At 66.6% G+C, this 19,253-nt stretch carries 18 protein-coding genes and 2 tRNA genes; 7 read left to right on the top strand and 13 right to left on the bottom strand.

The features are described from left to right. Positions 1 to 2 precede the first annotated feature (2 nt). The gene (gene sdhD, locus M8009_RS09925) at positions 3 to 350 is read right to left on the bottom strand and encodes a succinate dehydrogenase, hydrophobic membrane anchor protein (protein WP_250060679.1); all 348 of its coding nucleotides are present in this window, start codon (positions 348 to 350) and stop codon (positions 3 to 5) included. Further along, the gene (gene sdhC / locus M8009_RS09920; RefSeq protein WP_250060678.1) at positions 344 to 721 is read right to left on the bottom strand and encodes a succinate dehydrogenase, cytochrome b556 subunit; all 378 of its coding nucleotides are present in this window, start codon (positions 719 to 721) and stop codon (positions 344 to 346) included. The genes sdhD and sdhC overlap by 7 nt, the downstream gene beginning before the upstream one ends. Before the next feature lie 445 nt (positions 722 to 1,166). Here sdhC and gltA point away from each other — a divergent pair, with 445 nt between their 5' ends. Then, complete coding sequence (gene gltA / locus M8009_RS09915) at positions 1,167 to 2,453, top strand: citrate synthase (protein ID WP_250060677.1); 1,287 nt, start codon at positions 1,167 to 1,169, stop codon at positions 2,451 to 2,453. A gap of 528 nt (positions 2,454 to 2,981) precedes the next feature. Here the strand turns inward: gltA and M8009_RS09910 are convergent. The 3 genes from M8009_RS09910 to gltX all read right to left on the bottom strand — a co-directional run bounded on the left by M8009_RS09910 (position 2,982) and on the right by gltX (position 4,696). Beyond that, positions 2,982 to 3,057, bottom strand: a tRNA-Glu gene (locus tag M8009_RS09910). Between the two features lie 23 nt (positions 3,058 to 3,080). Beyond that, a tRNA-Ala gene (locus M8009_RS09905) sits at positions 3,081 to 3,156 on the bottom strand. Positions 3,157 to 3,214: 58 nt separating this feature from the next. Beyond that, positions 3,215 to 4,696: a glutamate--tRNA ligase gene (gltX, locus tag M8009_RS09900; protein WP_250060676.1), complete on the bottom strand. Its 1,482-nt coding sequence runs from the start codon at positions 4,694 to 4,696 to the stop codon at positions 3,215 to 3,217. 159 nt (positions 4,697 to 4,855) lie between these two features. Here gltX and M8009_RS09895 point away from each other — a divergent pair, with 159 nt between their 5' ends. Together M8009_RS09895 and M8009_RS09890 are read left to right on the top strand one after the other, a co-directional pair. Beyond that, positions 4,856 to 5,596: an SDR family NAD(P)-dependent oxidoreductase gene (locus M8009_RS09895; RefSeq protein WP_250060675.1), complete on the top strand. Its 741-nt coding sequence runs from the start codon at positions 4,856 to 4,858 to the stop codon at positions 5,594 to 5,596. A 124-nt stretch (positions 5,597 to 5,720) separates the two neighbouring features. Beyond that, positions 5,721 to 6,308 (top strand): helix-turn-helix domain-containing protein, encoded by a 588-nt coding sequence (locus M8009_RS09890; RefSeq protein ID WP_250060674.1) that lies wholly within the window; start codon positions 5,721 to 5,723, stop codon positions 6,306 to 6,308. Between the two features lie 4 nt (positions 6,309 to 6,312). Here the strand turns inward: M8009_RS09890 and M8009_RS09885 are convergent, their stop codons facing one another. From M8009_RS09885 to M8009_RS09875, 3 genes are all read right to left on the bottom strand, one after another. After that, positions 6,313 to 6,906: a hypothetical protein gene (locus M8009_RS09885; RefSeq protein ID WP_250060673.1), complete on the bottom strand. Its 594-nt coding sequence runs from the start codon at positions 6,904 to 6,906 to the stop codon at positions 6,313 to 6,315. A 64-nt stretch (positions 6,907 to 6,970) separates the two neighbouring features. After that, the gene (locus M8009_RS09880) at positions 6,971 to 7,294 is read right to left on the bottom strand and encodes a TraR/DksA family transcriptional regulator (RefSeq protein WP_250060672.1); all 324 of its coding nucleotides are present in this window, start codon (positions 7,292 to 7,294) and stop codon (positions 6,971 to 6,973) included. A gap of 164 nt (positions 7,295 to 7,458) precedes the next feature. Further along, a complete protein-coding gene (locus M8009_RS09875) occupies positions 7,459 to 7,698 on the bottom strand; it encodes a hypothetical protein (protein WP_250060671.1) in 240 nt (79 codons plus the stop codon). Between the two features lie 288 nt (positions 7,699 to 7,986). Here M8009_RS09875 and M8009_RS09870 point away from each other — a divergent pair, with 288 nt between their 5' ends. Then, positions 7,987 to 8,190 carry a cold-shock protein gene (locus M8009_RS09870; RefSeq protein ID WP_089714596.1) on the top strand — a complete coding sequence of 68 codons (204 nt, stop codon included), beginning with the start codon at positions 7,987 to 7,989 and terminating at the stop codon, positions 8,188 to 8,190. Between the two features lie 204 nt (positions 8,191 to 8,394). Next, positions 8,395 to 9,390 (top strand): tRNA dihydrouridine(20/20a) synthase DusA, encoded by a 996-nt coding sequence (dusA, locus tag M8009_RS09865; protein WP_250061164.1) that lies wholly within the window; start codon positions 8,395 to 8,397, stop codon positions 9,388 to 9,390. Between the two features lie 69 nt (positions 9,391 to 9,459). On the opposite strand, the gene M8009_RS09860 is transcribed toward dusA, so the two are convergent. Then, positions 9,460 to 10,491 carry a succinylglutamate desuccinylase/aspartoacylase family protein gene (locus M8009_RS09860; RefSeq protein WP_250060670.1) on the bottom strand — a complete coding sequence of 344 codons (1,032 nt, stop codon included), beginning with the start codon at positions 10,489 to 10,491 and terminating at the stop codon, positions 9,460 to 9,462. Positions 10,492 to 10,660: 169 nt separating this feature from the next. Between M8009_RS09860 and M8009_RS09855 the strand changes: the two genes are divergently transcribed. After that, complete coding sequence (locus tag M8009_RS09855) at positions 10,661 to 11,284, top strand: TetR family transcriptional regulator (protein WP_250060669.1); 624 nt, start codon at positions 10,661 to 10,663, stop codon at positions 11,282 to 11,284. Here the strand turns inward: M8009_RS09855 and M8009_RS09850 are convergent. The 4 genes from M8009_RS09850 to M8009_RS09835 form a co-directional block, all read right to left on the bottom strand. Next, positions 11,276 to 11,971: a hypothetical protein gene (locus M8009_RS09850; protein ID WP_250060668.1), complete on the bottom strand. Its 696-nt coding sequence runs from the start codon at positions 11,969 to 11,971 to the stop codon at positions 11,276 to 11,278. The two genes, M8009_RS09855 and M8009_RS09850, sit on opposite strands and share 9 nt — an antisense overlap. Positions 11,972 to 12,188: 217 nt before the next feature. Continuing rightward, positions 12,189 to 15,371 (bottom strand): efflux RND transporter permease subunit, encoded by a 3,183-nt coding sequence (locus M8009_RS09845; protein WP_250060667.1) that lies wholly within the window; start codon positions 15,369 to 15,371, stop codon positions 12,189 to 12,191. Then, a complete protein-coding gene (locus M8009_RS09840; RefSeq protein ID WP_250060666.1) occupies positions 15,368 to 16,648 on the bottom strand; it encodes an efflux RND transporter periplasmic adaptor subunit in 1,281 nt (426 codons plus the stop codon). The genes M8009_RS09845 and M8009_RS09840 overlap by 4 nt, the downstream gene beginning before the upstream one ends. A gap of 87 nt (positions 16,649 to 16,735) precedes the next feature. Further along, positions 16,736 to 18,166: a TolC family outer membrane protein gene (locus M8009_RS09835; RefSeq protein WP_250060665.1), complete on the bottom strand. Its 1,431-nt coding sequence runs from the start codon at positions 18,164 to 18,166 to the stop codon at positions 16,736 to 16,738. A gap of 161 nt (positions 18,167 to 18,327) precedes the next feature. Between M8009_RS09835 and M8009_RS09830 the strand changes: the two genes are divergently transcribed. Beyond that, positions 18,328 to 19,251 (top strand): alpha/beta fold hydrolase, encoded by a 924-nt coding sequence (locus M8009_RS09830; protein ID WP_250060664.1) that lies wholly within the window; start codon positions 18,328 to 18,330, stop codon positions 19,249 to 19,251. The last annotated feature ends 2 nt before the right edge of the window (positions 19,252 to 19,253 follow it).

Genomic DNA, 19,253 nt, shown 5'->3' with positions numbered 1-19,253 from the left:
TATCAGGCTCCCCACAGAACGATGATGCCCCAGACCAGGAACACGAAGATGGCCAGGATGATGATGAGCTGCACGGCGACGCGAACGCCGGTCGACTTAAGGTAGTCGGTGGTCACGGTCCACAGGCCGACCCAGGCGTGGGCCGCCAGGGAGATGAAGGCCAGCAGCGAGAAGATTCGCATCCAGGTAGCGGAGAAGAGGCCGCTCCAGGCCGCGTAGTCCAGGCCGGGGCTGAGCAGCAGGAAGCCGACGATGAAGAGAGTGTAGAGCGCCAGGATGACGGCGGAGACGCGCTGGAGCAGCCAGTCGGAGAGACCGCTGCGCCCGAGATTCGTGATGTTGGTTACCATACCCAGACTCCAGCCAGAATGATCAGGACCGCGCTCACCACCACGGTGATCTGCGCCTTCTTGACGCCCCCCTCGAGGGTCACGCCGATATCCATGTCCATCAGCAGGTGCTTGATGCCGGCCGCGAAGTGAAAGGCCAGGGCGGACAGCAGCCCCCAGGCGATCAGCTTGGCCAGGAAGTTGTGGGCCAGGGCGTCACTCACGGCCGCGAAGCCGGCCGGCGAGGAGAGCGACGTGTCGAGCGCCCAGAAGGCGAAGATCAGGCCGATGAAGAGGATGACGCCGGTGATGCGGTGAGCGATCGACGTCAGGGCGGGAAGGGGGAACTGTATCGTGGACAGATCCAGATTTACGGGTCGTTTGCTATTCACGGCTCTACACACTCTCTTGGCCCGCTGTTCGGTCGTCGGACAAGGCCCGAGCGGGCGGTGGTTTCGGGAAGGGACACGGTCGTGGCCGAGTTGGACACGACCACCGGTTCCTGCCAGTCGCGCGCTGAGATTATAGGGACATCGCCCTGGCATGACAAATGGACACAGAACGTACTCGACCATGGTGGAAGGCCGATTTCTCGGCGTTGGCGGCGTCTCCCCGGGCATCCGGGCACGTTGACCGGGCCCGCGGCGCACCGCCATGGTGCAGAGCACCATTTCCATTACAAGTATTATCCATTTAACAGGCTAATGTACAATGCTGTCGGCGCAATGGTGGAATTGACAATCGCTGGCACGCTTCTATAGTGGGCGAACCTTTTCGCCGGCACCATCAGCGGAATAGCGACTTATCGTCCCACCATGAACTCGAGAGGAGGCCAGCATGGCTGACAGGAAAGCGACATTGACGGTAGACGGTCTGGAAAAGCCGATCGACCTGCCGATCTACTCTGGCACCCTTGGCCCCGACGTCATCGACGTCCGCGGCCTGGGTGCCGAAGGCCTCTTCACCTATGACCCCGGCTTCATGGCGACCTCCTCCTGCCAGTCGGCGATCACCTATATCGACGGCGGCAAGGGGGTCCTGCTGCACCGCGGCTACCCGATCGACCAGTTGGCGAAGGAGTCCAACTTCGTCGAGCTGAGCTACCTGCTGATGTTCGGCGAGCTGCCCGACGCAGCCCAGTACGCCGACTTCGAGTCGCGGATCAGCAACCACACCATGGTCCACGACCAGATCAACAACTTCTTCAAGGGCTTCCGCCGCGACGCCCACCCGATGTCGATCCTGTGCGGCGTGGTCGGAGGCCTGGCCGCCTTCTACCACGACCACCTTGACATCAGCATACAGGAGGACCGCGAGATCAGCGCCATCCGCCTGATTGCCAAGATGCCGACCATCGCTGCGATGTCCTACAAGTACAATATCGGCCAGCCGTTCAACTATCCGCGCAATGACCTGAACTATGCAGAGAACTTCCTCTACATGATGTTCAGCAACCCCTGCGAGGAGTACAAGATCAATCCGGTCTACGCCAAGGCCATGGACCGCATCTTCATGCTGCATGCGGATCACGAGCAGAATGCCTCCACCTCCACGGTGCGCCTGGCGGGCTCTACCGGCGCCAACCCCTTCGCCTGCATCAGCGCCGGCATCGCGGCGCTCTGGGGCCCGGCCCACGGTGGCGCCAACGAGGCGGTGCTGAACATGCTCGACGAGATCGGCGACGACTCCGAGGAGAACATCCAGCGCTTCGTCGACAAGGCCAAGGACAAGGAAGACCCGTTCAAGCTGATGGGCTTCGGCCACCGCGTCTACCGCAACTTCGACCCGCGCGCCAAGGTGATGAAGGAGACCTGCGACGAGGTGCTGGCCGAGTTGGGCCTGGCCGACGACCCGCAGCTGAAGATCGCCAAGCGCCTGGAGCAGATCGCCCTGGAGGACGACTACTTCATCGAGCGCAAGCTCTACCCGAACGTCGACTTCTACTCCGGCATCATCCTCAAGGCCATGGGTATTCCCAAGAACATGTTCACGGTGATCTTTGCCGTGTCCCGCACCATCGGCTGGATCTCCCACTGGCACGAGATGCTCAGCGACAGCTACAAGATCGGTCGCCCGCGCCAGCTCTACACCGGCCATGCCCAGCGCGACTATCCTGCCAAGTAAGGCCGTCACGGCGGCGCGCATGCCGACACCACCAGGAAGGCCGCCCAAGGGCGGCCTTCCGCATTTGCGGGCCACGGCGGCCGCTCAGCGACCCCTCAGCGACTTAGTACCGAAGAACTAGAATTCTCCTTTATTCAGATTGACTTTATTACAGAAACGCTTTCCCCTCCGGCGCCACCCGTTTTCCACACATTCTGTGGATAAACCTGTTCAAAACCTCTCGAAAAGGTCGCAGAATCGCCATGAGAAGCGGGGCCGGCTTAGATTGGTCAATTTTTGATCTATTGTAAGATATTGAAATAAAAGAATTAAACTGGGAGGCCAGTAACCATGCGGGTTCGGGGCGAGACTATGCACAGGTCGACCCGACAGGCGCGAGAAAGTGGACAAGTCAAGGGGGTTGTCAAGCCAATATCGCCCCGGATGAGGTGACCGCAGCGATGGATCATCCAGACACGACGAAACACCAGGCGAGATAGCTGGCCGGCTGATAATGAAAAAGAATGAGGAAGGTAGAGCGGTAGAAGGTGGCGTCCCATAGGGGGTTCAAACCCCTGTTACCGCCGTGAAAGGGCGGTGTCCTGGACCACTAGACGAATGGGACGCAGCATCCTCGATGGGAGATGATGGTGGAGCCTAGCGGGATCGAACCGCTGACCTCGACACTGCCAGTGTCGCGCTCTCCCAGCTGAGCTAAGGCCCCGCATCTCTCGAAGACGGGGCGTATGTTACTGATAAGCCCCGCCTTCGTCAACAGGGAATCACGCAAGCTCGCGGAATTCCTTCTCGAAGCGCTTGGCCTGCTTCTTGGAGACGCCGCCCAGCACCTCGATGGCATGGCGCAGGCGCGCCCGGGTCATGTCGGAGCCCAGGATCGCCATGGCATCCATCACCGAGGTGCTCGAGCTGGAGCCGGTGATGGCGATAAACACCGGTGCCAGGAAGGCCTTCATCTTCAGCTCGAAGTGGCCGGCCAGCGTCTTGACCTCCTCCAGCAGCGCCGCCTTGTGCCAGGCCGGGACGCCTTCGAAGCGCCACACCAGGAACTGCAGCAGCCTGAGCAACTCCTCGCGGGAGAGCTTGACCTCGTCGAAGCTCTCCTCCTCGATGGCCGGCAGGCCCGAGAAGAAGTGCCCGGCCAGAGGCACCACCTGGGAAAGCGTCTCCACCCGCGGGCGCACCTGGGGCAGGATCTGGCTGACGTACTCCTCGTTGAAGGCCCACTCCATCAGTGCCTTGAGGAAGGCCCTGTCATCGAGCTCCTCGCGGATGTAGACGCCGTTGAGCCAGGTCAGCTTCTCCAGGTCGAACACCGGCCCGCCCAGCGACACGCGCTGAACATCAAAGTGGCTCATCATCTCGTCGAGCGAAAATTTCTCGCGCTCGTCGGGCATCGACCAGCCCATGCGGCCCAGGTAGTTGATCACCGCCTGAGGCAGGAAGCCCATGCGCCGGTAGTAGTTGATGGAGGTCGGGTTCTTGCGCTTGGAGAGCTTGGACTTGTCGGGATTGCGCAGCAGCGGCATATGGCAGAGTTGCGGCATCTCCCAGCCCAGATACTCGTAGAGCAGCTGGTGCTTGGGCGCCGAGTTGATCCACTCCTCGCCGCGCAGCACGTGGGTGATGCCCATCAGGTGGTCGTCCACCACGTTGGCCAGATGGTAGGTGGGCATGCCGTCGGACTTGAGCAGGATCTGGGCATCCACCTGGGCCCAGTCGACCTCGATCACGCCACGCAGCATGTCATCGATCACGCAGCTGCCGCTGGCAGGCACCTTCATGCGCACCACGTAGGGCCAGCCCTCCCTCTCGCGGCGCGCCTGCTCCTCGGCGGACAAGGCGAGATCGGAAGGCTTGAGGGCCAGGTGCATGCCGGCAGTCTTGCGCGCCTCGCGCAGCTTGTCGAGCTCATCGCTGGTGCGATAGCACTTGAAGGCATGGCCGGCCTCGATCAGCTGGCGGGCGTATTCGCCGTAGATGTCGCCGCGCTCGCTCTGACGGTAGGGGCCATGGGGGCCACCCACATCGGGGCCCTCGTCCCACTCCAGCCCCAGCCAGCGCAGCGAGTCGAGGATCATCTGCTCGGACTCGGGGGTAGAGCGCACCCGGTCGGTGTCCTCGATGCGCAGGATGAACTGGCCGCCGTGCTGGCGGGCGAAGCAGAGATTGAACAGGGCGATATAGGCGGTGCCCACATGGGGATCGCCGGTGGGTGACGGCGCGATACGAGTGCGTACGGTCATGTCGTCCTTGGTCCTGTCGATGGTGTGGGGCTTGCCCTGCCGGGCGGGCGAATGCCACGCATTATACGCACCTGGTCGGCCCCGGGCAGCCGTGACCGGGAATCATTCCCCCGTCTCGTGGTCCATGCTGGAGCCCGAATTTACCGCACGAGGATCCTCATGCTCTCGCGACTCCCCGACGGCTTCACGGCCCTGGTGACCGGCGCCTCCGGTGGTATCGGCCGCGCGGTGGTCGATGCCCTGCTGAAGAGCGACCGCCCCGGCCGGGTGATCGGCGTCAGCCGCACCGACCGCTCGCACCCCGACCCGCGCTTCGAATCCCTGGCTCTGGACGTCAGCGAACCGGAGGGGCTGGCGGCCCTGGAGCAGGCCCTGGACGCCACTCCGCTGCACCTGGTGTTCAATGCCATCGGCATGCTGCATGACGAACGGCGCGACATCGGCCCCGAGAAGAAGCTCGACGACCTGGACGCCGAGGCCATGGCCCGACTCTATCATGTCAATGCGATCACCCCGGCGCTGCTCCTCAAGGCCCTGCAGCCCAGCCTCAAGGGGCGCCATCCGGCACAGGTCGCCAGCCTCTCGGCACGGGTCGGCTCCATCGGCGACAACCGGCTGGGCGGCTGGTACGCCTACCGGGCCAGCAAGGCCGCTCACAACATGCTGATGAAGACCGCCGCCGTGGAACTGCGCCGCCTCAACCCCGAAGCCTGTATCGCCTGTCTACACCCGGGCACCACGGATACCGCGCTTTCGAAGCCCTTCCAGGCAAGGGTCCCGGACGACAAACTGTTTACCGCGGCGTTTGTTGCCGAGCGGCTGCTGGCGGTACTGGATACGTGCGGCCCCGAGCAGAGCGGGGTCTTCCTCGACTGGGCCGGCGACCCCGTGGCGTGGTGAGGCCGGGGCGTGGAGTCAGCGTTTATGAAGGGGATTAAGGCAGAATTAGCGTTGATGCGCGCCCTTGCACGCTGATAATCGATCGCAGATTATCGGCCAACTCATTTACCCACAGGACGCTGCAATGGACACACTCGGCCCTCGGATCAAGGAACTTAGGCTGGAGGCCAAGCTCAACAAGGCCGCCCTGGCGCGCCGGGTCGGTGTGTCCGATGTGACCATCTCCTACTGGGAATCCGGCGCCATCCGGCAGATCGGCCACGAGCGGCTGGTGGCCCTGGCCCAGGCCCTGAACTGCCCGCTGTCGCGGCTGCTCGAGGAGAGCGGCACCCAAGCCTCGCCGCTCTACCTGCGCAGCCGCCTGCCGCTGCCCTGGCAGGATGGCCGGCAGAAGGGCATCGACCTGCCGATCGAGATGGTGCCCGGCCAACGCTGGGACGGCGACTGTCACCTGGTCACCCCCGCCCCGGGCGAGCACTTCGACTTCCTCGCCGATGGCGACCTGGTCGCCATCGCTCCCAGCGACATCTTCCGCCAGCCCGGCTTCTACTTGGTCGACGTTGACGGCACCCTGGCCATCCGCCGGGTCTTCCAGGGGCCCACCGGAGAGCTGATGTTCCAGCGCGATAACAGCGACGAGGCGATGCCCTGGACCCCAGCTTGCCGCCTGGTCGGCAAGCTGGTGGCCCATTGGCGCGTCCAGCCGCTGTAAGGGATCACTCCACCTCCAGCACCTCGACATGATCGAGGGTGCGGCGTGTCTCGCTACCCACCAGGAAACGCTGGCTGTAGCTGGCAACCTGCCCCAGGCCATGGCGGGACTGCTGTACCAGGGGCCCGCTGAGATGCTCGTTCTGCTCGCCCAGGCGGTCGCGCACCGACCGCGGCTGCACGCTGCCCTCCTGCACGTCGACCGTGACGCGATAGCCGCCATCGGGTAACCCGCTGCCGGGGCCGAAGGGGCCGGCCATGAAGCGGCCCTCCTCCACCGACACGCGTTCGCGCCAGCGCACTCCGCTGAGTTCGCGCTCCACGATGACCTGCAGGCGGGTCGCCTCGGGCAGGTTGGTCTCACCTTCCACCGTCAGGCGTCGATCGCTGCCCAGGCGGGAGGAGACATCGATCATCACCGGCTGGTCGAAGGGTGGCACCTCGGGGGCTTCCGGCGTCGCCTCCGGCGGTGGCTCACGGGTCTCGGCGGCAGTGCTCGTCTCGGCTGGCTCGGATGCCGCCTCCTCCTCGCCACCGGTGCAGCCGGCCAGCCACACCAGCAGCAGGCCGGCTCCCATTGCTCGATACCACGCCGTCATGCACGCCTCCCGCCCGGTAGATGAGAGACCAGACTACCATCATTCCCGGCCACGGCGCGTGCGCTCAGCGCAGCTCGGCACAGTCGCGACAGAGCGTGGTATAGGGCACCGCCGCCAGCCGACGGGCATCGATGGGCTCGCCGCACTGCTCGCAGAGATCGCCCTCACCCTCGTCGATGCGCTTGAGCGCATGCATCACCTGGCGAAGCTCGTCCTCGGCCTCCTGCTGCAGGGCCTCGATCACGTCATCGTTCTGAAGCTCGATGGACTGGTCCTCCATGTCCTTATCCAGCGGGCCGCCGCGCTGCTCCTTGTGGGCCTTGTAACGCTCGAACCGGTCGATCAGCTCGTCGCGCAGCACTTCCAGTTCCTGCTTCCGATCCGCCATGGCGTTGCCTCCTGTGATGGCCGGCAGTCCCGAGGGGCACTGCCCTGCTTCCCTCTAGATAGCACATCGCGCCTTGCCCCACGGTGATGAGGGTCAAGCCGCCGCTCACATGTCGAGGGCGAGCGTGCAAGAGTGCTACGGGAGCCCTTGACGAGAGCTCACGCTCAGAACATGCCCAGGGCGTCATAGCCTTCCTGGGTCAGGGAGATGCGCTCGGGCTCATCGCTGCCCCGCGTCCGGTCGACGGTGATCAGCCCCCTGGCCTCCAGGGTGTCGATGTCCTCCAGCACCTCCTCCAGCAGGCTGTCCTCGCCCGGGTGTCCGAAGGGCGATGCAAGCACTGCGCCGTGCTGCAGTACGCGCGACAGAAGCTCCATCTGATGTTCCGTGAGATCGCCGCTCATGCTCTGCTCCTTCCTGATGGCAATGGTTAGAGGGCAGTATGGACGAAAGACACCGGTTACGGCTCGGCTCCTCCTCTTCTGCCCTGTCGTGATGATCGATACCACACATGGCATTGACGACGACGGACATCCATGACACTATGCCGTCAGTTGGTTAGCAAGACGCATATTGTCAGTAGTAGTCGAATCCTTTCGGTTGTCTGGTTATATCCCCTTGTTTGACCCACTAGCACTCGGGGCATTACCCGGTAATTCGTAACAAGCGCACAGCGCGAAAGGAGACAGAATATGTCTACTGGCACAGTCAAGTGGTTCAACGACGCAAAAGGCTTTGGCTTCATCACCCCGACCGACGGTGGCGATGACCTCTTTGCCCACTTCTCCGAAATCAAGGCAGACGGCTTCAAGTCCCTCCAGGACGGCCAGCAGGTCTCCTTCGATGTGGTTCAGGGCAAGAAAGGCCTGCAGGCTTCGAACATCGAAGTCATCTGATCGCCGATCAGACAGACCTATCGCGTCGCAAGACGTCGAGCACCAAGGCCCGCTGATGCGGGCCTTGGTGTTTCTGCGTGTCGGCTTTTCCGTCGCCAGCCACGGTCTCCAAGGCTGGCGGGCATACCACCCTGTCGACATTGGCCAGAAATTGACCAGTGCTGATAGAATAATCGCCTTCCGACCGATACCCCCGTGATGCCGATGCCCCAGCTCGACCGCACCTTCTCCGTGGCCCCCATGATGGACTGGACGACCCGCGACTACCGTGCGTTCGCCCGGACCCTGACCCGGCGCGCCCTGCTCTATACCGAGATGGTGACCACCGGCGCCATCCTGCACGGCAGCCCGCGCGAGCGGTTTCTGGGCCATGACGACGTCGAGCATCCCCTCGCCCTGCAGCTGGGCGGCAGCGACGCCGGCGAGCTCGCCGAGTGCGCGGCCATCGCCGAGGCGTGGGGCTATGACGAGGTCAACCTCAACGTCGGCTGTCCCAGCGACCGGGTGCAGAACAACCTTATCGGCGCCTGCCTGATGGGCCACCCGGAGAAGGTCGCCGCCGCCGTGCGCGCCATGCGGGGCGCGGTGTCGATCCCGGTCACGGTCAAGTGTCGCATCGGCATCGACGACCAGGACGAGGATGCCGATCTCGAACGCTTCATCGCCAGCGTGGCCGACGCGGGCTGCGATACCTTCATCGTCCATGCGCGCAAAGCGTGGCTCGAGGGGCTCTCCCCCAAGGAGAACCGCGACGTGCCGCCGCTCAACTACGCTCGCGTGCATCGGCTCAGGGCGAGCCATCCCGAGCTGCATATCGGCATCAACGGTGGCATCAAGACCCTGGACGAGTGCCGAGCGCAGCTCGAGCTCGTGGACAGCGTGATGGTCGGCCGCGAGGCGTACCAGAACCCCTGGCTGCTGGCCGGCGTCGACGAGACCCTCTTCGGCGTGCCAGGCCCGGCAGCGAGCCGCCATGCGGCGGCCCATGCGCTGCGCCCCTATATCGCCCGCCGCCTCCAAGATGGGGCGAAGCTCAACCACGTCACCCGCCACCTGCTGGGGCTCTTCCAGGGCCAGCCGGGCGGGCGCAAGTTCCGCCGCCACCTCTCCGAGCACGCCCACCGCGAGGGCGCGGGCCTGGCGGTCTTCGATGATGCCCTGGGCCTGGTCCCCGAGCGCGAGGCCGCCGCCGTGGCCTGAGGCCGGCAGTCGCCACCAGAACGCAGACGGCGCCGATCGCTCGGCGCCGTCTGCGTTTCTGGCCGCGGCTCAATAGAGTGGGTCGGGTGGCGGTTCCAGGCTGGAGTGGAAGTCCTCGATGGCGCTCTCGGCCTCCTCGATGGCGTCGAAGCGGGCGATATGGAACAGCGCCTCGCCCTCGTTGGCCAGCGGCAGTCGGCTCATGCCGATCACGATGCCATCGGCCACCGAGCGCACCTCGCCCTCGGCGTTGCCGAAGGGGTCCGCCACGCGCCCCAGCAGCTCGCCTATGGCCACACGGGCCCCGAGCCGCACCTTGGGACGCAGGATGCCATCGATGGGCGCCCGGGCCCAGCTCGAGCCGTTGGCGACCTCCGCGGCCGGCACCGAGCGGCGGCGATGCTCGCCGGTCAGCATGCCCAGCCGGCGCATCACGCGCAGCACGCCCCGCACCCCTGGGGTGATCGCCCACTGGTCGAAGCGCAGCGCCTCGCCGGCCTCGTAGGTGAGCACCGGGATCCCGCGGTTCTGGGCGTAGTGGCGCAGGCTACCCTCGCGCAGCTCGGCGTTGAGGATCACCGGCGCGCCGAAGGCATTGGCCATGCGCTCGGTCTCACCGCCCGTCACCAACTGGGCGCGGATCTGCGGCAGGTTGGTGCGGTGGATGGCGCCGGTATGCAGGTCGATGATATGGCTGGCGTGGTCGACGATCTGCTCGCGGAACAGGGCCGCCACCCGGCCGCCCAGCGAGCCCGACTCGCTGCCCGGGAAACAGCGGTTGAGGTCACGGCGGTCGGGCAGGTAGCGGCTGTGCTGCACGAAGCCGAAGACGTTGACGATGGGCACCGCTATCAGGGTGCCACGCAGCCCCTGGAGCTGCTTCGAGCGCAGCAGGCGACGCACGATTTCCACGCCGTTGATCTCGTCGCCGTGGATCCCGCCGCAGACCAGCAGCACCGGGCCCGACTGGCGGCCATGCACTACCTCGACGGGAATGTAGAGCGGGGCATGGGTGTAGAGGCGCGCCACCGGCACGTCGATCTGGGTCCGCGAGCCCGCCGCCACGCGGGTACCGGCGAGTTCGAAGGGGGCACGGGCCATGGGCGCTCCTTGCGTCACGAAACGGTGTTTTTCTGGCTTCCTTATACGCCACTGCCGCGCCGAACACGAGCCCGGGCGGCAGGTCGTCATCCATACAAGGGTGTATGTAAAAGGCGAGGCGACTCGCGTAGAATAGGGCCATTACCAGAACGCTGGAGAGTCCGCTTTCATGGCCAGACGCACCAAGGCCGAGGCCGCCGCTACCCGGGAAGCCCTGCTGGATGCCGCCGAGGAGGTCTTCCTCGAGAAGGGCGTGGCTCGTACCTCCCTGGAACAGATCGCCCGCCACGCCGACATGACCCGCGGCGCCCTCTACTGGCACTTCCGTAACAAGGCCGACCTCTTCCAGGCCATGCTGCAGCGCGTGCGCATGCCCTTCCAGGAACTGGTGGAGGAGATCGGCGACCCGAGCGTCACCGAGCGTCCCCTCGAGGCGATCCGCCTGGCCTGCCTGAAGGGCTTCGAGCGCCTCGAGCAGCCCCGCTACCGGCGCGTGCATGCCATCCTTATCCATCACTGCGAGGTCTTCGGCGACATCGACCCGCTGGCCATGCAGAACGAGATGGCCGAGGAGGCGTGCGGGGCGTTGATCGACTATTGCGGCTGTGCGGCGAGGCTGGGCCACCTGCGCCCGGGGCTCGACCCGGAGGTGGCCGGTGAGCTGCTGCAGGCGATGCTCGGCGGGCTCTTCCACGACTGGCTGCGCAACCACGAGCGCTTCTCGATCCTCGAACGCGGCACCCTGCTGCTGGACACCCAGCTGGAACTGATGCGCGCCCCGGCGTCAGGATGAGGCCGCGGCGCCGCCGTTGCGACCCGGCCCGCCATGTCCCTGGCGCAGGCGCAGCCGGCTGAGGTGGGCCCGTGCCTCGCGGTAGTCGCCCTCCGCCACGCTGCGGTAGGCGTCCTCCCCGGCCACGTACTTGACCAGCACACGACGCTCGCCGACCTGCGGCAGGTTGCCGGGCTTACCGTGCAGGCGCACCTGCCATTGTGGGTCGTCAACCAGCACCGCCGTGGCCCAGCCGTCGGCATCCGCTTGCTCCCTCACCTCCACCTTCTCGCCGAGCAGGCAGCGCCGCTGCTGCGGGGCATGGCGATGGAACCAGCGATGCAGGCCATGGCAGAGCGCTGCGGCCGGCGGCGAGGCGAGCGCGAAGGCCCCCCACAGCACCGCCACCCCGACCGGGATGCGGAACAGCCCCAGCGGCAGCCAGCGCAGCACGGCGAGTTCCACCGCCAGGGTAATGGCCCCCGCCAGCACCAGCAGCACCGTCAGCGCGAAGGAGGCCGGTACCCCGGCGAAGCCCAGCGCCACCAGGGTGCTGGCCAGGTGGTCGCCCTTGAGGCTGTCATGCTCGAAGCACTCCACCGGCGCCAAGCGCAGCGCCACCAGCAGCCAGTAGAGGGCGGCGAGGGCCAGCAGCGCGCTGAACACCACCACCGGGAAGCTCAGGGCAATCTGGCGTAGGGTTTCCATGGGGCACCTCCCGGCATTACTTAGCCAACGAATGAGTCTCTTGCCCTCAGCGTAGACCATCGGGGCACCGGGATGGACCGCACCGCCCTGACGTGGGTCATGGACCGGTCAATCCGCCTCCACCTGCGACCCTCCCCACGTCAAGAGGCGCCCCGATGGGGCGCCCCTGTTGCTGGGTGCTGGTCATGCGGCCAGCGCCAGGCGCCGGCCCCGGGCCTCAGGTCTGGTCGGCGCCGGCCGCCCGGCGCTGCTCCGCGCCACCCCCAAGCACCTTGCGGCGCAGCCAGTCTGAGACGGCCGCGATCATGGCGTAGAAGCTCGGCACGAAGAAGCTGCCCAGCACCGCCACCGTGGCCATGCCCACCGCCACCGTGGTGCCGATGTGGTGGCTGCTGGTATCGCTGGCCCCGGTGGCCAGCGCCAGCGGCAGGGTGCCGAAGATGAACGCCAGCGAGGTCATCACGATGGGCCGGAAGCGCAGCTGGGCCGCGGTGATGGCCGCCTCGCGGATCGACTTGCCCTGCTCCTTGCGCTGCAGCTCGGCGAACTCGACGATCAGGATGGCGTTCTTGGCCGCCAGCCCCACCACCACCAACATGCCGATCTCCACATAGACGCTGGTATCGAGCCCGCGCAGCACGATGCCACCGATGCCGCCGAGGAAGGCGAACGGGGTCGCGGTGAGCACCGCCAGGGGCAGCGACCAGCTCTCGTACTGGGCCGCCAGGATCAGGAACACCATCAGCAGGCCGAAGACGATGGCCAGGGTCGCGGTGCTGCCCATCTGGGTCTCCTGGTAAGCGGTGCCGGTCCAGCCCATGCCCCAGTCGTCACCCAAGGTCTCCTGGACGACCTCCTCCATGGCGGCCACCGCCTGGCCGGAGCTGTAGCCCGGCGCCGGGCCACCCTGGAACTGGGCACCCAGGTAGACGCCGAAACGCGACACCACCGCCGGCTTGGCCTGGCGCTCGAGGGTCACGAACTCCGAGAGCGGGATCCGCTCGCCGTTGCCACCGCGCACGTAGACATTGTTAATGTCGTCCGGAGTCCGGCGGAACTCGTCCTCGTTCTGCAGGTAGACCTGGAAGTTGCGGTTCTGGTAGCTGAAGTAGTTGACGAAGCCGTTGCCGAAAGTGTTCGACAGGGTGGCGTTGAGGTCCTGCAGCGCCACGCCGTAGCTGAGCGCCTTCTGCTGGTCGATCTCGGCCCGGTAGCCCGGCACGTTGACGTTGAAGGTGGTGAACACCCGCTTCAGGGCCGGGTTCTGGTTGGCGGCCTGCATCACCTTCATCGAGGCCTGAAAGAGCTCCTGGGGGGTCGCGCCCTCGAAGGACTGCAGGTAGCCGGTGAAGCCGCCGGTGGTGGAGAGCCCCATGATCGGCGGCATGTTGAAGGCCATCGCAGAGCCGCCGGGCACCTGGGCGCCCAGCTGCATCACCTGCCCCACCAGCCCCTGGGCGGTGAGCTCGCGCTCCGCCCAGGGCTCCATGTTGATGAACATCACGCCGCGTGCGGTGTTCACCGCGCTGGAGAGGATGTCGTACCCGGCGACCGCCGCCACATAGCTGACCCCCGGGATCTCCTCGATGCGCTTGCTCAGCTTGCCCATGTAGTCCTGGGTGCGCGCCAGGGAGGCGGAGTCCGGCAGCTGCACGCTGGCCAGCACGATGCCCTGGTCGGTCTCGGGCACCAGGGTCGAGGGGGTGTTCTGGTAGAGCCACCAGGAGCCGCCGATCACCAGCGCGGTGAGCAACAGCGCCAGGCCCCAGAAGCGCACCAGTGCCTTGACCACCCACATGTAGACGGCCGTGATGGCGGCGAAGAGACGATCGAAGAGGCGCAGCGGGGTATAGACCGCCCGCATCAGCTTCGACTCGCCCATCGGCGCCTTGTGCTTGATGAAGATCGCCGACAGGGCCGGGGTGAAGGTCAGCGCCATCAGCGCCGAGAAGGCCACCGAGATCGCCACGGTCAGCGCGAACTGCTGGTAGATCTGGCCGGTGAAGCCGCCCAGGAAGGCCACCGGCACGAACACCGCGGCCATGATCAGCGAGGTGGCGATGACCGGGCCGCCCACCTCCTTCATGGCGCGGATGGTGGCCTGGGTGACGGTGATCTCCTCGTCCTCGCTGAGCACCCGCTCGACGTTCTCCACCACCAGGATGGCATCGTCCACCACGATGCCGATGGAGAGCACCAAGGCGAACAGCGTCAGCAGGTTGATGGAGAAGCCGAAGGCGAAGAAGCCGGCGAAGGTGGCCAGCACCGAGACCGGCACCACCGACATGGCGATCACCGTGAAGCGCCAGTTCTGCAGGAAGATGAAGAGGATCACGCCGACGATCAGGAAGGCCTCGATGAACACCTTGGTCACGGTGCTGACGGAGGCATCGATGAACAGGGTGGTGTCGTAGGGCACCACCTGCTCGAGCCCCGGCGGGAACCGCCCCTCCAGCTCGGCCATGGTCGCCTTGACCGCCTCGGCCGTCTCCAGGGCGTTGGCACCGGGCTGCTGGTTGATGATGATCGGCGACATGGCGGCGCTATTGAGGCGGGCATCCACGCCGTAGAAGGAGGCGCCGAGCTCGATGCGCGCCACGTCCTGCAGGCGCAGCGACGAGCCGTCCGGGTTGGTGCGCAGGAAGATCTCGCGGAAGTCGTCGACGTCGCTGAGCCGCCCGCCCGCGGTGATGGTGTAGCTGAAGGCGCGCGGTTCGCTCTGCGGGGTGGCCGCCAGGCTGCCCGCCGGCACCTCGGTGTTCTGGGCACGTATGGCCGCGGCCACCTCGGTGGGGGTCAGGTCGTACTGGGCCAGCTTGTCCGGGTCCATCCAGATGCGCATGGCGAACTCGCCGCCGCCCAGCACCTCAGCATTACCGACACCGGGCACCTGGCGCAACTCATCGAGGATGTTGAGGGTAGCGTAGTTCTGCATGAAGGTGCGGTCGTAGTCACCCTCCGGCGAGATCAGCGCCACCAGCATCAGGATCGAGCTGGAGCGCAGCTCCACCTTCACGCCCTGGGCCTGCACCGCCTCGGGCAGCTGCGACAGCGCCCCCTGCACGCGGTTGTTGACGTTGATGGTATTGATGTCGCCGTCGGTGCCGATGTTGAAGGCGATGTTCAGGCTCATGGTGCCGTTGTCGGCGCTGGTCGAAGTCATGTAGAGCATGTCCTCGACGCCGTTGATCGCCTCCGCCAGGGGCGCGGCCACCGTCTGGGCCACCGTCTCGGCATCGGCGCCCGGGAACTGGGCCTGCACCGAGACCGTGGGCGGCACCACGCTGGGGTACTGCTCGACCGGCAGCACCCGCATGCTCATCACCCCGACCAGCGTCAGGATGATCGCCAGCACCGTGGCGAAGATCGGCCGCCTGATGAAGAAGTTGGAGAAGCTCATGAGGCGTCGTCCTCGTTCGCCTCGCCATCCTGCTCACCGGCAGGCGGCGTGCCGGCCCCCTGCTGCATCGCCTCGGCGGCGTCCTGCTCGGCTTCGGCCTCGGCCTGCTCGACCGCCTCGACGATCTCACCGGCCTCGCCCTCGAAGGGCCGGGGGTCGATGGCGGTGCCCGGCTCGATGCCGGAGGGGTCGCCGACCACCACCCGCTCGCCGACCTCCAGGCCGCCGCGGATGATCTGCCAGGGACCGGCCACCTCGCCCAGTTCCACGGTGCGGGCCCGGGCCACGCTCTCCTCGTCGAGGACGAACACCTGGGGGCCCATCAGCCCCTGGCCGATGGCGATCTCGGGCACCGCCAGCACGTCATAGCGCTTGAGCCCTTCCAGGCTGACCCGCACGAACTGGCCGGGCAGCACGCGGCCCTCCGGGTTGGCGAAGGTGGCGCTGGCCTGGACGGTGCTGGTGGCCTCCTCCACCCGGGAGCCCAGGAAGTCGAGGCGCCCCTCCAGGGTCGGGCCCTCGGCACCGTCCGTGCCGGGCACGCGCAGCACGGCGGTGATCGCCTCGACGGACTGCTCGCCTACCTGGCGGCGCAGCTCGAAGGCGTCGCGCTGGGGCAGTTGGAAGCGCACCTCCAGCGGGTCCAGCGGGGTGATGGTGGCGAGCTCGGTGCCGCTGCTCACCAGATTGCCGACGTTGACCCGGCTGAGGCTGATCATCCCGGACACCGGCGCGGTGACCTCGGCATAGCCCAGGTCGATCCGCGCACTGGCGAGTGCCGCCTCAGCCTGGGCGACGCCGGCTTGGGCCACGCCCAGCTCTGCCCGCGCCTGGTCATACTGCTGGCGGCTCACCGAGTTCTGGCTGAGCAGCCGCTCGAAGCGGTCCGCATCGCGCTGGGCCCGGGCGAGCTCGGCGCGGGCACTCTGCAGGTCGGCCTCTCGCTGGTTGACCGCGGCCTGGTAGAGGTCCGGCTCGATGGTGTAGAGCTTCTGCCCCTGCTCCACCAGCTGTCCGGGCTCGAAGTGGCGCTGCTCGAGAAAGCCGGTGACGCGCGCCACCAGGGTGACCTCGTTGTCGCTGCGCAGCAGCGACGGATAGGACTTATCCAGGGGGATGTCCTGGCGGGCGATCTCCGTCACCTCCACCGGATGCGGCGGCCGCTCCTGGTTGCCGGCGGCCTGCTGGGGGGCGTCTTCCTGGCCACAGGCAGCCAGCAACAGGCCCGCGGCCAGGACGAGCAGGGTCGTCCGGCCGTGTCGTAAGAGCGTTTTCATGGTGTCGATCGTTCCCGTTGGCGTCGTCAGAGGTGAACGAATCTTACATCCATGCTTGTATGGATGTAAATATTAGGCCGCTACACATCATTCCCGGGGACGCGGCGGCTCACCGATCTCCATGGCCGCATCGGAGATATCGCCCTCTTCCGGGAGGGTGAAGGAGACGCTGCCGCCGTCCAGCCAGGCGTTGACCTCCTCCACGGCCGGCACATCCAGGGTCCCCGACTGCTGGCGCAGGCTAAGCAGGTTGATCACGTAGTCGTAGCGGGCGCTGGCATGGTCGGCGACCGCGTTGTAGAGGTTCTGTTCGGCGTTGAGCACGTCGACGATGTTGCGCGTGCCCACCTCGTAGCCGGCGCGGGTGGCATCCAGGGCGCTCTGGTTGGAGACGATGGCCTGGGCGCGGGCCTCCACGGTGGAGACGTTGTTGCTCACCTGGGTGAAGCGTGAGCGGACCTGCTGGACGGTATCGCGGCGCTGGGCCTCGAAGTCGTACTGGCTGGCCTCCAGCCGGTAGGTGTTCTGGCGGATGCTCGCCTGGGTACGGCCGCCGGTAAAGAGCGGCAGGCTGGCGCGCAGGCCGACCTGGCTGGCGGAGTTGTGCCCCTCCACGCCGTCGCGGTCGTCATCGGCATAGTTGTAGTTGGCGAAGGCGTTGACCGTCGGCAGGCGCTGGGCGCGGGCGATCTCGACGCTGCTGCGCGAGACCTCGACGCCGGCCTCGCTGGCCAGCACCAGGGGATTGTTGGCCATGGCCAGTTCCACCCAGTGGCTGCGATCGTCCGGGGTGGGCGGCTGGATGGGCACCTCCTCTCCCAGCGCATCGATGCTGGAGTAGCGCTGGCCGGTCAGGCGCTCCAGGACCTCGAAGCGCACCTGCAGGTCGCTCTCGGCGGCGATGCGCACCGCCCGGGCCTGGTCGAAGGCCGCCTTGGCCTCCTCCACCTCGGTGATGGCGATCAGCCCCACCTCGAACTGCTCGCGGGCCTGCTCCAGCTGGCGACCGATGGCCCGCTCCTGGGCGCGCCGCGCCTCCAGCACCTCGTAGGCGCGCAGGATCTCGAAGTAGGCCGAGGAGACGTCGATCAGCACCTGCTGCTCGGTGGCGGCCAGCTGGTAGGTCTGCTGGTCGATCTGGCGCTCGGCCTGCTCGACCTCGCGCGAGTTGCGGGCGTCGAAGAGCGCCTGGGTGGCTTCCAGCGTCAGGCCGGCGCTGTTGTAATTGTCGTCACTGCCTCCCGTGCCCCCTGCCGGAAAGCCACCTGTCTGGGATTCATACTGACGGTTGTGCGATACGTTGCCCGAAGCATTGACCTGGGGCAGCAGGTCACCGCGCTGCACGTCCCGCCCCGCCTCGACGCTGTCGGTCTGTGACCGGGCCGAGGCCAGCTCGGCATTGTTCTCCAGGGCGTCCCGGGTGATGGTCAAGAGGTCGGCCGCCTGCAGGGGAGCGGCGAAGGCCGACGCGATCAGTGCCGGCAGCAGGGCACGACGAAGGGTGCGGTGACGGGTCATCGGGTCATCCTCGGTTTCGGAACGGACAGCTTTACATACATTGTCGCATGTTTCGGTGCCGAATCCACTGCCGTGCCGCCGGGAAATGTGGATCCTTGCCGAAAGTCGCGGCAATTTCCGCTATGCTGCCATGCAGCATAGTCCACTGAGGGAGAACGCCCATGGACGCTCTGGAACTCGTCAGGGTGAGGGAGCTGGAGGTCGCCGTGCGCATCTGGCACCCCGAGGCACCACGCACCGTCATCGCCTGGCACGGCCTGGCCCGCCACGGCGGGGACTTCGCCGACTTCGCCCGCGTGCTGGGTCCCGGCTGGCGGGTCCTGGCCCCGGACACGCCAGGACGCGGCCTGTCGAGCTGGTCGCTCTATCCCGCCCACGACTACCTCTACGCCCACTACATGAAGGTAGCAGTGGCGGTGCTCGACCATTTCGGCCTCGAGCAGGTGCCCTGGGTGGGCACCTCCATGGGCGGGCTGATCGGCATGCTGATGGCCGCCGAGCCCGAGACGGCGTCGCGCATCGAGCGGCTGGTGCTCAACGACGTGGGTCCGGAACTCGACCCCGAGGGCCTGGCGAGCCTGGCCAGCTACTTCGGCGTGCCCCACCGCTTCTGTCGCTTCGGCGAGCTCGAGGCCGAGCTCAGGCGCCACTACACCGGCTTCGGCATCGAGAGCGACGACGCCTGGCGGCGCCTCGCCCTGGACAGTGCCCGGCGCCTGCCGGACGGCAGCTGGACCTACCACTACGATCCGCGCATCGGCGAACAATTCGTCCACGACACCCCCCGCGACACCTGGGCCGACTGGGCGGCGATCCGCTGCCTGCTGATGGTCGTGCGCGGCGCGGACTCGCCGCTGCTCAAGGCCGACAGCGTGACGCGCATGGCCGAGGCGCAGCCCGGCCTGGTCAGCCTCGAGGTGCCCGGCTGCGGGCACGCCCCGATGCTGGATCGGCAAAGCCAGGTCCGCCCCATCGCCGACTTCCTCGACCGGCCGCGCCGCCGCGTGCTGCCGGGCGCCGCCGGCGGCGCCCTGAACTGGTGGCAGCGCGGCCTGCGCTGGTTGAAGGGGGCCAGCGCAGGTTGAGC

Source organism: Halomonas gemina, from assembly GCF_023554995.1.
Taxonomy (GTDB): Bacteria; Pseudomonadota; Gammaproteobacteria; order Pseudomonadales; family Halomonadaceae; genus Halomonas; species Halomonas gemina.
The sequence above is the reverse complement of the archived record's forward strand: the minus strand, read 5'-3'. Positions and strand labels throughout refer to the sequence as shown.

Excerpts from the sequence above, each read along its gene's own strand:
- sdhD (WP_250060679.1), bottom strand. The coding sequence starts at position 350 with ATGGTAACCAACATCACGAATCTCGGGCGCAGCGGTCTCTCCGACTGG.
- gltA (WP_250060677.1), top strand. The coding sequence starts at position 1,167 with ATGGCTGACAGGAAAGCGACATTGACGGTAGACGGTCTGGAAAAGCCG.
- gltX (WP_250060676.1), bottom strand. The coding sequence starts at position 4,696 with ATGACCGTACGCACTCGTATCGCGCCGTCACCCACCGGCGATCCCCAT.
- M8009_RS09895 (WP_250060675.1), top strand. The coding sequence starts at position 4,856 with ATGCTCTCGCGACTCCCCGACGGCTTCACGGCCCTGGTGACCGGCGCC.
- M8009_RS09890 (WP_250060674.1), top strand. The coding sequence starts at position 5,721 with ATGGACACACTCGGCCCTCGGATCAAGGAACTTAGGCTGGAGGCCAAG.
- M8009_RS09885 (WP_250060673.1), bottom strand. The coding sequence starts at position 6,906 with ATGACGGCGTGGTATCGAGCAATGGGAGCCGGCCTGCTGCTGGTGTGG.
- M8009_RS09880 (WP_250060672.1), bottom strand. The coding sequence starts at position 7,294 with ATGGCGGATCGGAAGCAGGAACTGGAAGTGCTGCGCGACGAGCTGATC.
- M8009_RS09875 (WP_250060671.1), bottom strand. The coding sequence starts at position 7,698 with ATGAGCGGCGATCTCACGGAACATCAGATGGAGCTTCTGTCGCGCGTA.
- M8009_RS09870 (WP_089714596.1), top strand. The coding sequence starts at position 7,987 with ATGTCTACTGGCACAGTCAAGTGGTTCAACGACGCAAAAGGCTTTGGC.
- dusA (WP_250061164.1), top strand. The coding sequence starts at position 8,395 with ATGCCCCAGCTCGACCGCACCTTCTCCGTGGCCCCCATGATGGACTGG.
- M8009_RS09860 (WP_250060670.1), bottom strand. The coding sequence starts at position 10,491 with ATGGCCCGTGCCCCCTTCGAACTCGCCGGTACCCGCGTGGCGGCGGGC.
- M8009_RS09855 (WP_250060669.1), top strand. The coding sequence starts at position 10,661 with ATGGCCAGACGCACCAAGGCCGAGGCCGCCGCTACCCGGGAAGCCCTG.
- M8009_RS09850 (WP_250060668.1), bottom strand. The coding sequence starts at position 11,971 with ATGGAAACCCTACGCCAGATTGCCCTGAGCTTCCCGGTGGTGGTGTTC.
- M8009_RS09845 (WP_250060667.1), bottom strand. The coding sequence starts at position 15,371 with ATGAGCTTCTCCAACTTCTTCATCAGGCGGCCGATCTTCGCCACGGTG.
- M8009_RS09840 (WP_250060666.1), bottom strand. The coding sequence starts at position 16,648 with ATGAAAACGCTCTTACGACACGGCCGGACGACCCTGCTCGTCCTGGCC.
- M8009_RS09835 (WP_250060665.1), bottom strand. The coding sequence starts at position 18,166 with ATGACCCGTCACCGCACCCTTCGTCGTGCCCTGCTGCCGGCACTGATC.
- M8009_RS09830 (WP_250060664.1), top strand. The coding sequence starts at position 18,328 with ATGGACGCTCTGGAACTCGTCAGGGTGAGGGAGCTGGAGGTCGCCGTG.